At 58.8% G+C, this 13400-nt stretch carries 12 protein-coding genes; 2 read left to right on the top strand and 10 right to left on the bottom strand.

The features are described 5' to 3' along the window. Nucleotides 1-86: 86 nt before the first annotated feature. A complete protein-coding gene (hslU, locus tag AC2FF7_RS13835; protein WP_496905800.1) occupies nt 87-1394 on the bottom strand; it encodes an ATP-dependent protease ATPase subunit HslU in 1308 nt (435 codons plus the stop codon). A gap of 163 nt (nt 1395-1557) precedes the next feature. On the opposite strand from hslU, the gene AC2FF7_RS13830 reads away from it, so the two are divergent. Next, complete coding sequence (locus AC2FF7_RS13830) at nt 1558-2799, top strand: MFS transporter (protein WP_209196012.1); 1242 nt, start codon at nt 1558-1560, stop codon at nt 2797-2799. On the opposite strand, the gene hslV is transcribed toward AC2FF7_RS13830, so the two are convergent. Then, the gene (gene hslV / locus AC2FF7_RS13825; RefSeq protein ID WP_480868885.1) at nt 2788-3348 is read right to left on the bottom strand and encodes an ATP-dependent protease subunit HslV; all 561 of its coding nucleotides are present in this window, start codon (nt 3346-3348) and stop codon (nt 2788-2790) included. The genes AC2FF7_RS13830 and hslV overlap by 12 nt on opposite strands. A 197-nt stretch (nt 3349-3545) precedes the next feature. On the opposite strand from hslV, the gene AC2FF7_RS13820 reads away from it, so the two are divergent. Then, entirely contained in the window at nt 3546-3740 is a 195-nt protein-coding gene (locus AC2FF7_RS13820; RefSeq protein WP_170355739.1) for a DUF1127 domain-containing protein, read from the top strand. A 58-nt stretch (nt 3741-3798) separates the two neighbouring features. Here the strand turns inward: AC2FF7_RS13820 and AC2FF7_RS13815 are convergent, their stop codons facing one another. The 8 genes from AC2FF7_RS13815 to tsaE form a co-directional block, all read right to left on the bottom strand. Continuing rightward, nucleotides 3799-4158, bottom strand: a complete 360-nt coding sequence (locus tag AC2FF7_RS13815) for a Lin0512 family protein (RefSeq protein WP_480868882.1) — start codon at nt 4156-4158, stop codon at nt 3799-3801. Further along, complete coding sequence (locus AC2FF7_RS13810; protein WP_480868880.1) at nt 4158-4505, bottom strand: Lin0512 family protein; 348 nt, start codon at nt 4503-4505, stop codon at nt 4158-4160. Before AC2FF7_RS13810 ends, AC2FF7_RS13815 begins: the two co-directional genes overlap by 1 nt. 65 nt (nt 4506-4570) lie before the next feature. Beyond that, nucleotides 4571-4891, bottom strand: a complete 321-nt coding sequence (trxA, locus tag AC2FF7_RS13805) for a thioredoxin (protein ID WP_170355595.1) — start codon at nt 4889-4891, stop codon at nt 4571-4573. A 60-nt stretch (nt 4892-4951) separates the two neighbouring features. Continuing rightward, nucleotides 4952-8311: a double-strand break repair helicase AddA gene (addA, locus tag AC2FF7_RS13800; RefSeq protein ID WP_496905799.1), complete on the bottom strand. Its 3360-nt coding sequence runs from the start codon at nt 8309-8311 to the stop codon at nt 4952-4954. Beyond that, nucleotides 8308-11235 carry a double-strand break repair protein AddB gene (gene addB, locus AC2FF7_RS13795; protein WP_496905798.1) on the bottom strand — a complete coding sequence of 976 codons (2928 nt, stop codon included), beginning with the start codon at nt 11233-11235 and terminating at the stop codon, nt 8308-8310. The genes addA and addB overlap by 4 nt, the downstream gene beginning before the upstream one ends. Next, complete coding sequence (locus AC2FF7_RS13790) at nt 11228-11914, bottom strand: nucleotidyltransferase family protein (RefSeq protein WP_496847715.1); 687 nt, start codon at nt 11912-11914, stop codon at nt 11228-11230. Before AC2FF7_RS13790 ends, addB begins: the two co-directional genes overlap by 8 nt. Beyond that, nucleotides 11911-12915 (bottom strand): aminoglycoside phosphotransferase family protein, encoded by a 1005-nt coding sequence (locus tag AC2FF7_RS13785; RefSeq protein WP_496905797.1) that lies wholly within the window; start codon nt 12913-12915, stop codon nt 11911-11913. Before AC2FF7_RS13785 ends, AC2FF7_RS13790 begins: the two co-directional genes overlap by 4 nt. Then, nucleotides 12912-13385: a tRNA (adenosine(37)-N6)-threonylcarbamoyltransferase complex ATPase subunit type 1 TsaE gene (tsaE, locus tag AC2FF7_RS13780; RefSeq protein WP_480868872.1), complete on the bottom strand. Its 474-nt coding sequence runs from the start codon at nt 13383-13385 to the stop codon at nt 12912-12914. The genes AC2FF7_RS13785 and tsaE overlap by 4 nt, the downstream gene beginning before the upstream one ends. Nucleotides 13386-13400: the final 15 nt, after the last annotated feature.

The following is a 13400-nucleotide window of genomic DNA, read 5'->3' as shown; positions in this document are numbered from 1 at the left end:
TTAGAGGTTTGGCCCTAGGCTAACGCATTCCCGCCCCACGTCCAGCGAGGCAGGTTGGCACAGGCAGCAAAAATCAGCCGGGTGCGTTACAAAACGTAACGGCTGAGATCGGTGGATTTGGTCAATTCGCCCAGATTGTCATCCACGAACTGTGCATTCACAGTGATTTCCACTCCGGCCTGATCGGGTGCTGTGAACGAGAGTTCCTCGAACACGCGTTCCATCACCGTATAAAGCCGTCGCGCGCCGATGTTTTCGACGCTTTGGTTCACATCCGCCGCGATCTTGGCGAGCGCCGCGATGCCGTCATCGGTGAAACTGACAGTCACCTCTTCGGTGCCCATCAGCGCGGTGTACTGGCGGGTCAGGGCATTGTCGGTCTCGGTCAGGATACGCACGAAATCCTCTTCGGTGAGCGCGCGCAGTTCAACCCGGATCGGCAGACGCCCCTGCAATTCCGGAAGCAGGTCCGAGGGCTTGGCGATGTGGAACGCGCCTGAGGCGATGAACAGGATATGGTCGGTTTTCACCAGGCCATGTTTGGTGGATACGGTGGTGCCCTCGATCAGCGGCAGCAGGTCGCGCTGCACCCCCTCGCGGCTGACATCGCCACCGCGCGCATCCGAGCGGGCGCAGACCTTGTCGATCTCATCCAGAAAGACGATGCCGTTCTGTTCGACTGACTCCAAGGCCACACGGTTGACGGTTTCGTCATCCAGCAGCTTGTCGGCCTCTTCCCCGATCAGCGCGTCATAGCTTTCGGCCACGGTCATGCGTTTTTTGACGGTGCGCCCGCCGAACGCCTTGCCGAATATATCGCCCAGATTCATCATCCCCATCTGGCTGCCGGGCTGACCGGGCAGGTCAAACATCGGCATCGGGTTTGAACTGTCGGCCAGCTCCAGCTCGATCACCGTGTCATCCAGCTCTCCGGCCTTTAGTTTTTTGCGGAACATCTCGCGCGTGCCTTCGCGGGCGTCTTCCCCGGCGATGGCTTCGATCACTCGGTCTTCGGCGGCTTGATAGGCGCTCGCTTTCACATCCTCGCGCATATACTCGCGTGTCTGGATGATCGCCGCATCGGCCAGATCGCGGATGATCTGTTCGACGTCGCGGCCGACGTAACCCACTTCGGTGAACTTTGTGGCCTCAACCTTGATAAAGGGGGCGCGAGCCAGCTTCGCCAGACGGCGGCTGATCTCGGTCTTGCCGACGCCGGTGGGTCCGATCATCAGGATGTTCTTGGGATAAACTTCGTCCCGGATGTCATCGGCCAGTTGTTTGCGCCGCCAGCGGTTGCGCAGCGCCACAGCGACCGCGCGTTTGGCATCCTTCTGACCGATAATGAAACGGTCCAGTTCCGAGACAATCTCGCGCGGGGTCAGGTCGGTCACGGGTGCAGTCCTTTCGATCAGCGGTTTGGCTTACGTAGTCACCGCACAGGTGAAAACAACAGCGGCAGCGTTGGTTAGCAACGCCCCATCGTGTTTGCAATTGCTTTCCATAGGTGAAACGCGCCCATTCTGTTACGGTGGCCTGAAGGTCAGGAGCTTGAAAATGACGAAAATTGCCAAGATCACCCTGCTGTTTGTGGTGTTTGTGGACTTGCTGGGTCAGGGTCTGGTCTTTCCGATCATCAACTCGCTGATCATGGAGACGTCGTCCAGTTTTCTGCCCGAAAGTACACCGATGGGACGGCGGCATTTCTACTACGGTTTGGTGATCGGGTGCTTCTTTCTGTCGTGGTTTCTTGGGGTGGTTTATGTGTCCAAGGTCTCGGACTCGATCGGACGCAAGAACGCGCTACTGGTTTGTCTGGGTGGGGCGCTCGTGGGCTATGCGCTGACGATCGCCTCACTTTACCTCAACAGCCTGCTGCTGTTGATCATTGGGCGGTCAATCACTGGGTTCACAGCCGGAAACCAACCCATCGCACAGGCGGCGATGATTGATGGCAGCACGGATGCCGCCGACCGGGATCGTAACATGGGGTACATCGTCACCGGCGTCAGCTTTGGCCTGGTCGGAGGGCCCATCATCGGTGCCGTTCTGTCCGACGCCACTTTGCTGGGCAGCTATGCCACGCTCAAGATGCCGTTCTACGGCGCGTTTGTTCTGGTGCTGATCGCCATCTTTATGGTGATGACCTTTTTCAAAGACACAAGGACCGAGCGGACTGCTTTCGTGTTTCGCCCCCGCGATATTACCGACAGCCTGATTGCGGTGCGCGGGCATCCGATGGTCTTGAAGATCCTGCCAGTCTATTCCTTCTTCATGATCGCCAACGTCACCTTCTACGTGTTCGTCGACAATTATCTGACCAGTCGCTTTGGCTATGGCGTCATCGGAGGGAGCATGGCCATGGTCGTCATCGGCTTTGCCCTGGCCTTTTCCAGCACCTTTCTGGTGAAACCAGCACAACAAAGGTTCAGCAAGCATCAGATCATTTATGTCTCGCTGATCACAATGGTGATCTGTGGCTTTGGTTTCGCCTTTAGCCCCAGCGGTGTTCTCAGTTACGTGCCGGTGTTCTTTTTCTATTTCTTCTTCGGGGTATCTTATCCGACTTTACTGGGCTTATTTTCAGCAAGTGTCAGCGAAACCGATCAGGGCTGGGTCATGGGCGTGACAACAGCCGTCTTCTGCCTGGCTGGAGGGATCATGTCCCTGATTGGCGGCGGATTGATGAGCATCGATATCCGCGTGCCCTACTATATCGTCATCGTCGCGGCGATACTGGGCCTGATCGGCATGCACCGCCGCTGGAAAGGGAAAGAGATCAAAGCGTTATTGGCCTGAGATTTCCTCGACCGTCAGATTGCCGTTGGTGTAGACGCAGATATCGGCGGCAATAGCCATTGCCTCGCGCGCCACGGTTTCGGCGGTTTTGTCACTGTCCATCATCGCGCGGGCGGCGGCCAATGCGAAATTGCCACCCGACCCGATGGCGGCGACGTTGTGTTCGGGCTCTAGCACGTCCCCTGCCCCGGTGATCACCAAAAGGTCTTTGCCGTCGGTGACGATCAGCATCGCCTCAAGCTTTTGAAGGTACTTGTCGGTGCGCCAGTCTTTCGCCAGCTCGACCGAGGCCCGGGCCAGTTGGCCCGGCGTTGCCTCAAGCTTGGCTTCCAACCGTTCCAGCAAAGTGAAGGCGTCGGCTGTTGATCCGGCGAAACCTGCGACGACCTCGAACCCACCGGGGGACAGGCGGCGCACCTTGCGGGCAGTGCCTTTGATCACCGTCTGGCCCAGACTGACCTGCCCATCCCCGGCAATCACCACTTGGCCGCCTTTCTTGACGCCAATAATTGTCGTGCCATGCCAACCGGGAAAATCGCTGTTTGCCATAGGGGCCTCCGTTTTCAACTGGCATCCTATATGGGCCGGGCGTGCGTTCAGCGCAACAGTTCTCAAACTGCTCAAAAGATATGCATTGAGTGCAATTCGGGGTTACCAGACTAGCAATTGTGAGACTCGGGCTTTGATCCTACATGAGCCTCACAACCGACGAAGGGTCGGCTGTTTCAGTTACAAGGAATGCGCAAATGGCAACCACCGCAAATATCCATGCGCCGCTCGGAGCAGCTACCATCCTGCATGTAGTGGACGCGTTCTTCGGAACCTATGAAAAGGCACTGGCGTGGAATGAATCCCGCAAGACACGCAAGCTGTTGTGGGAACTCTCCGACACCCAGCTGGACGATGTCGGTCTGTGCCGTGCGGATATCGAAAAATTCTGATCCGCAATCAGGATACCCGCTTAGACAAGCCGCTCGAAGCCGAGCGGCTTTTTCTTTGTCAGGACAGTTTGTATTGGCCGTCCATGTCAGGCAGGAATGCCTCGATCACGGCGGTGGCCACAACATGACGCCCCGCGTCCGGGTCAACGACATCAAGCCCACCTTGAACCGCACGAACCTGCGCCCGACCGCGTGGCAAATCAGCAGCCACCTGATCACAGTCCACAGCTGACGGCTGTTGTACCCCGATCGTCACCTGAACCCTCATCGCTGTGTGATCCACACCAAGCTTGGAAAAAAGCGTGATCGAGGAATGGTGCAGCGCATCCTGCACCGCGCGTCTTGCGGCCTTTGTGTAATCCTGCCCGTACAGGTCATTTCCAGTGCCCATCTCAAGGATAATTCGCTTTTCGCTCATCAAACGGCCTCCATATCAAACGAGACTATGATTGCGGCATTGGCGATAACGGTGTGACCTTGCGCATCAGGCTTTTCTATATCCAATCCCCCTTGATTGACCTGGATCGAAGGTCGCCCATAGGGAAAAACGGCCTTTAACGCCTCGACATCCACCTTATCCGGTTGGACTACGCCGATTTCGGCATCAATGATCATGGCCTCTTTCGGAAAGCCGAACAGCTCTGCCATATTCACCGAGTTGTGCCACAAGGCATCCTTGATCGCGCGCAGCGCAGCCTCGGTATAGTCTTGGCGGCGCAAGGACGTTCCCATGCCAAATTCAACAAGAACACGTGTTTTAGCCATTTGATCCTCGGTCACAAAAAAGGCGCCCCTAGTGGGACGCCTCTTATTTCGGTTGATCCAATGGATCAGATGGACTCTTCGATCCAGCTTTGCAGCGCGGCTTTGGGTGCCGCGCCTGCGCGGTTCGAAACAACCTGACCGTCCTTGAAGATGAACAGCGCGGGAATACCGCGTACACCCATCGCTGCAGCGGCGTTCGGGTTGCTGTCCACGTCTACCTTGGCAATTTTCACCTTGCCGCCATACTCGGTCGCCAGCTCTTCCAGAGCGGGGCCGATTTGCTTACAGGGGCCACACCATTCTGCCCAGAAATCGACAACAACAGGGATGTCGGAATTCTTGACTTCGGCGTCAAAGGTATCGTCGGTTACGGCTACGGTCGACATATTCTGTCTCCTGAATGGGGAATGCTTGGCTTCAGAACCTAGGCACGGGGTATCCCGAGGTCAAGGTATCTGGGCGCGGGTCAGTGCTTGGGTCACAAGTTCGTGTGGCAACCACATCAACTGCGCGGTGCGGGTCCAAAGGATGGCGGTTTTCACTTTTCGGTCGGGATAGATTTGGGCCATCGCTTGCGCATAAGCTCCCATCTGCCGCAAAAGACCCTCGGGGCACGCAGTCGGGGCCTCTGGAACGGTGGCGTTTGATTTAAAATCAATCACCTGCACCTCAGTTTCGGTTACGATCAGCCGGTCAATCACCCCATGCATTCGTTGACCGCCCAGATCTGCGCTAACAGGAACTTCGGCCAGTGTGTTTTCCGCAAAGACAGGCCGCAAGTGGTCTGAGGTCAGAACGGCCTTTGCCTCTGCCAGCAGATCGTTGCGTTCGATGTCTTGCATATCGGGTAGTACTCTGGCGCAAAGCTGCGGCCAGTCCTGATGTGGTGCGCCGGGCAGGTGTTCCAGCAACAGATGCAGGCGGGTGCCCCTGAGTTTGGCGGCCTCTTCATCCTGCCCCGCATCACCCGGCAGCGCTTTGGCTCCACCCAGATTAGAAGGGCTGAGCGTCTCGGACTGCGGCAAAGGCGGCGCGGCGGGGGATTCAAACACTGGGGGCAGATCAGTCTGCGTGGTTTCGGCCTGTTCCTGTTCGACAAGCGACAGCCCGTCCCAATTCCCATGCGACAGGCGCAGAGTTTCCGAGCCTGGCAGTTGCGTGGCCCCTGCCCGCGCCATTGCCGCCGCGACCATCTGATACCAGCTGGTGCCATCCTTGCCGACGTCGCCCGCAGCCCCGACGATCAGCCACTTTTCTGCCCGTGTCAGAGCCACATAGAGCAATCTCAGGCGCTCATTCTCTTCCCGCGCGCGGGCCTCAGACCGGGCTTGAGCAATCAACGCGGGTGAGGCATCCGCGGGCACTTTCCACAAAGGCACCCCCTCGCCTACCATGATCTCGGCATCGCGGGGGGCCTGCCGTTTTCCGGTATCGGGCAGGATTACGATCGGAGCCTCTAGCCCCTTTGAGCCATGCACTGTCATCACCCGGATCATGTTGCCGACACCGCTCATCTGCCGTTTGATTTCCAGATCGTCGGTCTGCATCCAGACCAGAAAGCCGGTCAGGCTGGGAATATCCGTGCGCTCATAAGCCAGGGCCTGCGACAGCAGCGCGTTGATTCCGTCTTCTGCCTCGGCCCCCAGACGACCCAGCAATTTGCGCCGTCCGTCATGGCAGGTCAGGATGCGTTCGATCAGGTCATAGGGGCGCAGAAAGTCGATCTGGCCGCGCAGGTCATTCAGAATCTCAAGCGTTTCGGGGAAATCCTCGGCCCGGTGGCGCAGGGCGGCCCATAGGAACTGCTCGGACCGCCGGTGTGCCAGATCGAATAGCTGCTGCTCGCTCCACCCGAATAACGGTGATTTCAGCACAGTGGCCAGCGACAGACTGTCTTCGGGCGTGGCCAGAAAGCTGAGCAGCGCGGCGAGATCTTTCACCGCCAGTTCCGCCCCGACCTTCAGCCGGTCGGCCCCGGCGATGGGCAGATTGGCGGCCTTGCAGGCGCGGATGATCTCGGCAAACAGATCGGACCGGCGCTGCACTAGGATCAAGAAATCGCCCGGCTGCACCTTGCGCCGCAAGAATGCGCCGGGGGTGTCGTTATCCTCGGGGATCGTTTCGCCCCGGTCGATCATCTCTTTGATCGAGTGTGCCACCTTTTCCGCCAGAATAACCGTGTGATGCCGTGCGCCGGGGCGATCGACGGGATCGGTCCAGTCGCCATCCTCTTCATCCTCGACCTTTTCAACCACGGGCCACAGGTCGACTCGCCCCGGCAGGCTGGTTTTGAAAGCGCGGTGCAGGGCTTTGTCCTGAAACCCGGCCTCGGCATGGCCTTCGAACAGGATATTGACCAAGGACAGGATGGCGCTGGACGAGCGAAAGGAATATTCCAGCTCCAAACTCTCCAGTTTAGAGCCTGAATTGCTCAGCCGCCGCCCGAATTCCTGCTGCATCTGGTCAAAGGCCGCAGGGTCCGCGCCCTGGAAGGAATAGATCGACTGTTTCTTGTCGCCGACCACAAAGATCGTGCGCTCGACCCCAGACCTTGCCCCCTCGCCGCTGGTGAATTCCTGCGCCAGCTTCTCGACCACATCCCATTGGTCGGGGCTGGTGTCTTGCGCCTCGTCCACCAGAATGTGGTCGATGCCGCCATCCAGCCGGTACAGCACCCATTCGGCAACCGCCGGGTCGTTCAGCACTTGCCGTGCGCGCAGGATCAGGTCGTCGAAATCCAGCCAGCCGCGCAGCTGCTTGCGGCGCTCATATTCCGGCAGAAAGGCAGAGGCGAACCGGTGCAGCACATGGGTCTTGCGCGCCGCCACCAGCGCCAGCCGCTGTTCCCGCGCAGCCTCGATGCGCAGCATCAACGCCTCAAGCTGTGGCATCTGCCCGGCCAATGCGCCTTCGCGCAGGGCTTTGGTCGGGAACGTGTTGATCTTGGCGGTAAAGGGTTTTTTGGCGGCCTTTCCGGTCAGAAAAACGCTTTCCAAGATGGGCAGACTGCTGATCCGGGGATCGGAGAACGCCGCTAGTTTTGCGGCCGCTTTGGCGTTGTTGCCGCCGCTTTCCGTCAACGCGGGCAGGATCGCGCGGATCAGGTCGACCTCACCGCCCAGAAACACGCGCGCGATCAGAGCGTCTTCGTCTAACCCATCGGGCAGGTCGAACCGGTCCAACAGATCAGCCCAGCCCAAGGGCTGCGCAAACAGGTTGCGCTTGTGGGTGATCGCGGCGGTCAGATTGTCGAACCCTGTATCGGTAACGAAACGGGCCACATCCTCGATCAGAGCGGCCTGCGGGCCTTCGGCGAAATCCTCGACGATTTCTTCGCGCAGCAAGGCGGCGGCGCGGTCTTCCATCTCGGAAAACTGGGGGCTGACCCCGGCCTCGAGCGGGAATCGCCGCAGAAGCGAGGCACAGAAAGAGTGGATCGTCTGGATTTTCAACCCGCCCGGCGTTTCAATCGCGCGGGCAAATAGCGTGCGGGCTTGTGCCAGACGGTCGGGATCAATCCGGCCGGGGACGCCCAGATCGGTCAGTTGCGCCAGCAGCGCCTTGTCACCCAGCATCGCCCATTCGCCCAGCCGTTTGAACAGACGGTTCTGCATCTCACTGGCGGCGGCTTTGGTGTAGGTCAGGCACAAGATGTGCTGCGGCTGCACCCCGTCCAGCAGTAACCGCGCCACCCTGTCGGTCAGAACCCGCGTTTTGCCCGAGCCCGCATTTGCCGCCAGCCAGGTCGAGGCATCGGGCCGCGCTGCCTGCACCTGCCGTTCGGTCGCGTCGTTGCGGGCGCTCATGTCAGATCCTCGGGCTTGGTGTCTGCGGTGCGGTCCCATTCGCCGAACCGGGCCAGATGGTCGTAATCGCCAGAGTCGGTGTCCTTGTGCAGCATCCGACGCGAGGAAAAGCCTTGGTTAGGCTCTAAATAAGCCGAAATCAGCTCTTTTAACTCGGCCAACACCTTGTCCGTCGGTTCTTTCGCCAACGGTGCGGGGACTTCTTTGTAGCTGCCGCCCATGCCGATAAACACCGCCTCAGCCACGGGCAGAGGGTCAAAACCCTCGATCCCGCCCTGCTCGGCCATGGCGGCTTCGATCAGCAGTTGCTTGTCAAATTTGGACTGCTGGCTTTCGGTCGGAGGCGCACCGGTTTTGTAATCCACCAGCCGCAGCGCGCCCCGGCTGTTCAGGTCGATACGGTCGGCGCGGCCTGCGATGGTAAAATTCAGCGGCTCTAGCACCAGCTTCATAGCGGCCTCAAACGCCACGGGCCCGCCATCGCTGCGTCGGGCGGTTTCGGCGCGTAAGAAATCATCGGCGATCCGCTCCAGCCGTGCCAGCCACAATTTGCGGGCGGTGGGCCACGCAACATGTTGATCCAGAAGGGTTTCTGCGCGTTTCAGAAATGTTTCGAGGGTCAGCAGTGCGGTGTCCAGTACGCTGTCCTTGACGAAATGTTCCAGAATCTCGTGGATCACGATGCCACGCAATAACGCATCGGGGGCCTGCACCAACGGGTCCAGAGGCCGCAGCCGCAGCACATGTTTGGCATAAATCGCATAAGGGTCCCGTATCAGGCGCTTGATCTCGGTCACGCTCAGACGACGCGGGCGCGACGTGACCGGAGGGCGAGGAGACGGGCGCGATGCCGCCGGAATTTCGGGCGCGATTTCAAGTTGTTCCGACCAGCTCAGCCATTTCTGCCCGCGCCCGCGCATGGCCGAAAGGGCGGCTCGACCGCCCTGTTCCGGCAGGCCCTGCAACAGGTTCGTCAAACGGTTCAACCAGCGCGACGGCACGGTTTCGGCATCATCGGATCGGGTGGCCCGGGTCAGCCAGACCTCGGGCGCGCCGATGGCCTGTTGGAAATCATGCGCCGATAGACCAATCCGCCGTTCGGGCAACAGCAATCCTGCCTTGGCGCGCATCTGGCGGTTCAGCCAGGGATCAGGGCTTGGGGCCTCGGGCCAACTGCCTTCGTTCAAGCCACCAAGGATAAGTAGATCTGCACCCTGTACTCGTGCCTCGAGTGTTCCCCAGATCATGATATGGGGATGCGGTGCGTCGCGGTCCCGGACCTCTTCACCTGACAGCAATGCACCCAGCAAATCCGCAAAGTCATGCGCCGTCATCGGACCACCATGACCAGCTTCTTCCGTAAGTGCGGTCAGAACCGACAAAGCCTTTTGTCCTGCGTTCTTGTCCCAAAGCGTACCGGGCCCCCCGGTATTTCCGGCTGAAATCGCTTCGGCCAGATCGCGCAACCGGATGACCCAGTCCGATAGTGGCAGATCTGTAGTCACTTGTTGGTCGCAGAAGTGATGCGACACCCAACGCACCCAATCGTCCGGCACCTCTTTGCGGATCGCAAACGCGGTCAGGCTGCGGCTGTCCGGGAACGGAGGCCCATGCCGCCGCAGGTCAAGCTCCAGATCGCGCGTGTGCAGCAGATGTGTACCGCGATCGCCACCATCGTGGCAAAGGGGATGTTTTAGTAGTGTCAGCAGGGCCTCGCCATCCAGCCGTCGCGCAAACAATCCGGCCACATGGCGCAGGAATCGCCCCGGTGGTGAAAGCTGCAGCGGCAGACCTGCGCTGTCATCTGGCAGAATGTTCCATCGATCCAAAGCAGCACTGACTTGCCGCGTCAGCATCCGGTCCGGGGTGATCAGAGCAGCGGTCTGACCTGTCTCGGCCGCTTGCCGCAAGCGCAGGGCAATGGCCAGCGCCTCGTCCCGCGGCGATTGTGCCTCGACCAGGGTCAGGTCTTTCGTCGCGCCGTCCAAATCTGTCAGCTTGGGCCCTTCGGACATCCAGGCATCCGTGATTGGTGCTGGGCGTAATGCTAGGGAAACCAAACGGTTACGCGCGGGTGACGGAGGTGTATCAGGTGTCCAGGGCGTGACTTGATCGGGCCTCAGATCAAGCTGAGTTATCAATTTGTGAAATCGGTATTGCGGGTGATCTTCCGAGGTCAGGGCATCGTCCAACCCCCGCCAGACGTGATCAGGCTGATCGAAGTCGTACCCCGGCAGGATCAAAGCACCCTGTGGAAGGCGCGCCACCGCCTCCATCAGCATCAGTGTGGTGCCGCGTGATCCGGTAGATCCCGCCAGAATGACCGGATGTTGCGGAGGTGCGTCCCGCCACCGCGCAATAAGGTTTTCGACGACGATGCGCTGTCGGGCCTGCGCGTCCAGCGCATCGGGTCCTGCGTCGATGAATTGATCTGCGATCCCAAAAAAGGCCTGCGCGCGTGCCCAATGGCCAGACAAGTCGCTGACATCCAGCTGCCCGATTGCCTCGGGCGACACGCCCTCGCCCTGCATTTCGTCGATCAATGCGGCCAGACTGTCGGACAAATCGAACAGCGAAGATCGCGCCGCCAGATCAGGTTGTTGGTCCAGTAGTTTTGAGACCAGCTGTGTCAACTCCAACCGCCTGCGTAGTGCCGGAATAGCTGGCGGAACGCTAGCCAGGTCAACGCTTTCGCCCAAGTCTGTGACCAAGGATAAACGCGGCAGAAGGCAGGCTGGCCCTTGGTCAAACAACTCTCGCACACGTCGGGCCATTCGCCTTGTGTTTACCACCAGCTGCACCTTGGCCAATGCTTCGGGCGGATAGTCCTTGCTGCGGTCGCGCAACCCTTTCACCAAAGCGGCCGGAAAATCTGTGCCGGGGGGAACGGCAAATACACGGGGTAGACCGCTGGGGTCAAACATCCGCCAACATCCTTTCAGCCAGAGCGATCCCTTCGGGACGGCCCACATCGCACCAGCGCCCGGGATATGTCAGGCCAAACAACCGACCGTTCTGATGCATTCGGTCCCACAAAACATTCAACGAAAACGCCTTGTCCGGGATATCGGCCAATCCATCGGTTTTCATGATCTGCGCGCCACCATAAACCAACCCCGGGCCGCGCGTGATGCGGCCGTCGCGATCTGCAGTGAAATCACCCTGACCCGCATGTCCAACGGCTTGGTCTGTTGGTATGCACATCAATAGCGCATCCATCTTTTCGGGATCCCAAGCATCCCGCAGCATCCCAAGTGGATTTGGCCCCGACCAGATCGCATCTGAATTCAGGGTGAAAACAGTACTAGACCCTAACAAAGGTAATGCTGCGCGCAATCCACCTCCTGTTTCAAGGATTTCGGGTTGTTCATGGGACAGCAAAACACCCTTGGGGGCAAGATGAGCCTCAAGCTGATCTGGCAGGTAATGCAGGTTGGCGACCTTACGAATTGGATCAAGGTCGTTGACCAGATCAAGCGCGTGGTCAATCAGCGGGCGGCTTGCGCATTCCACCAGAGGTTTCGGCCGATTCTTGGTCAGCGCACCCATACGAGTTCCAAACCCGGCAGCAAACAGCATGATGGCATCAGGCGTTTCGGTCATGACTCTCTGAGCTTAGCAAGGTTTTCAGGCGTCGGTGCAGGTAGCCCATCACGTAACAGATCGGACACGGTGACCAACGCGGGATGTTCCAGATCGCGCATCAAATGCGTCCATGTCGCGGGGATCAGGTCGACATATTGCGGTTTTCCATATTCCGTCGCCAATCGGGCAAATACACCGAGAATACGCAGGTTTCGTTGCGCTCCCAGAACGGCATATGCGGTGCGGAAATCGTGGTCGTTCACTCCGGTTGTCTGAATATACCTGTTAACCATCCGCATTTCGGTTCCAGGTGCTACATCCCGGCGCACATCTTGCAGAAGCGAGACCAGATCATAAGCGGGATGGCCCAGCATGGCTGTCTGAAAGTCCAGCAACCCAACGCGGGCAACGCCGTCGCGTTCAGGCAACCAAATCAGGTTTTCGGCGTGATAATCCCTTTGGACAACAACTTTTGTTCCCGCAGTTTCCCGGTGCAGGATATCTGCAAACCGGTGTTCGAAACGATCCCGTGCGTCCTCGTCATGCGATCCTTGGATCGACTGGGCGTATTTGGTGAACGACAGTGCGGCCAGTTCTGTCATCAAGGATGGGCCATAGGATGGCAATGAAAGCGTCGGTGCCTTGTGCAGCGTGATCAAAACGTCTGTGGCTGCCTCGTAGAATTCACGTTCCATCGTCGGAGATCGCCGCAGCACACGCGCAAACAGATCGTCGCCCAAATCCTCAAGCAACAAAAAGCCATATTCGGTATCTTCGGCATAAATTTCGGGCGCGCTAAGGCCGATGGATCGCAAATGGTTTGCCATTCGGACAAACGCTTCGACGGGTTCAGCCTGACCCGGTGGCGAGTCCATCAAAACCGCTGTCTTGCCGGTATCCGGATCGGTCAGACGCTCATAACGGCGGTTCGAGGCGTCCCCGGCCAAAGGCGCACGCTGCGCATTGGCCCACGGGGTTTGAGCGATCAGCGCTTCGGCCAGCACAGCTCGGTTTGTCATTGCGCGGCCTCCAGTCTGCTGGCCCATTCGGTATTTACCCACGAAAGGGTTATAAGGCGTTTTTCCACAGTGTTAGGGTCTGTTTCAAACGAAAGTGTCAAGGCATTTTCAGGTTGCATCGACCCGAGTTTGTCAGGCCATTCCACAAGGCAAATCGCTGTTTCAAATGCCTCGGTCAGGCCAAGCTCATCGACCTCATCCACTGCGCCAAGGCGGTAAAGATCACAGTGCCAGATTTCTCCGATTTCGGTGTCATAAACCTGAACCAACGTGAATGTTGGCGAAGGAACGTCTTCGGGGATGCTCATTACCGATTGAATAAGACTGCGGGAGAAGTGGGTTTTTCCGCTGCCAATTTCGCCTTCGAGCAAGAGAGTATCGCCCAGACGTAGAATCCGGCCCAACCGAGCGGCAAAATCTGCCGTCTCACAAGGCGAATTGAAGGTGATTGCAAAGGGCGCGGTCGTCATGGCGCCACAATGACG

The organism is Ruegeria sp. YTSC325, from assembly GCF_059609525.1.
This window is presented reverse-complemented; position numbering and strand designations above follow the sequence as displayed.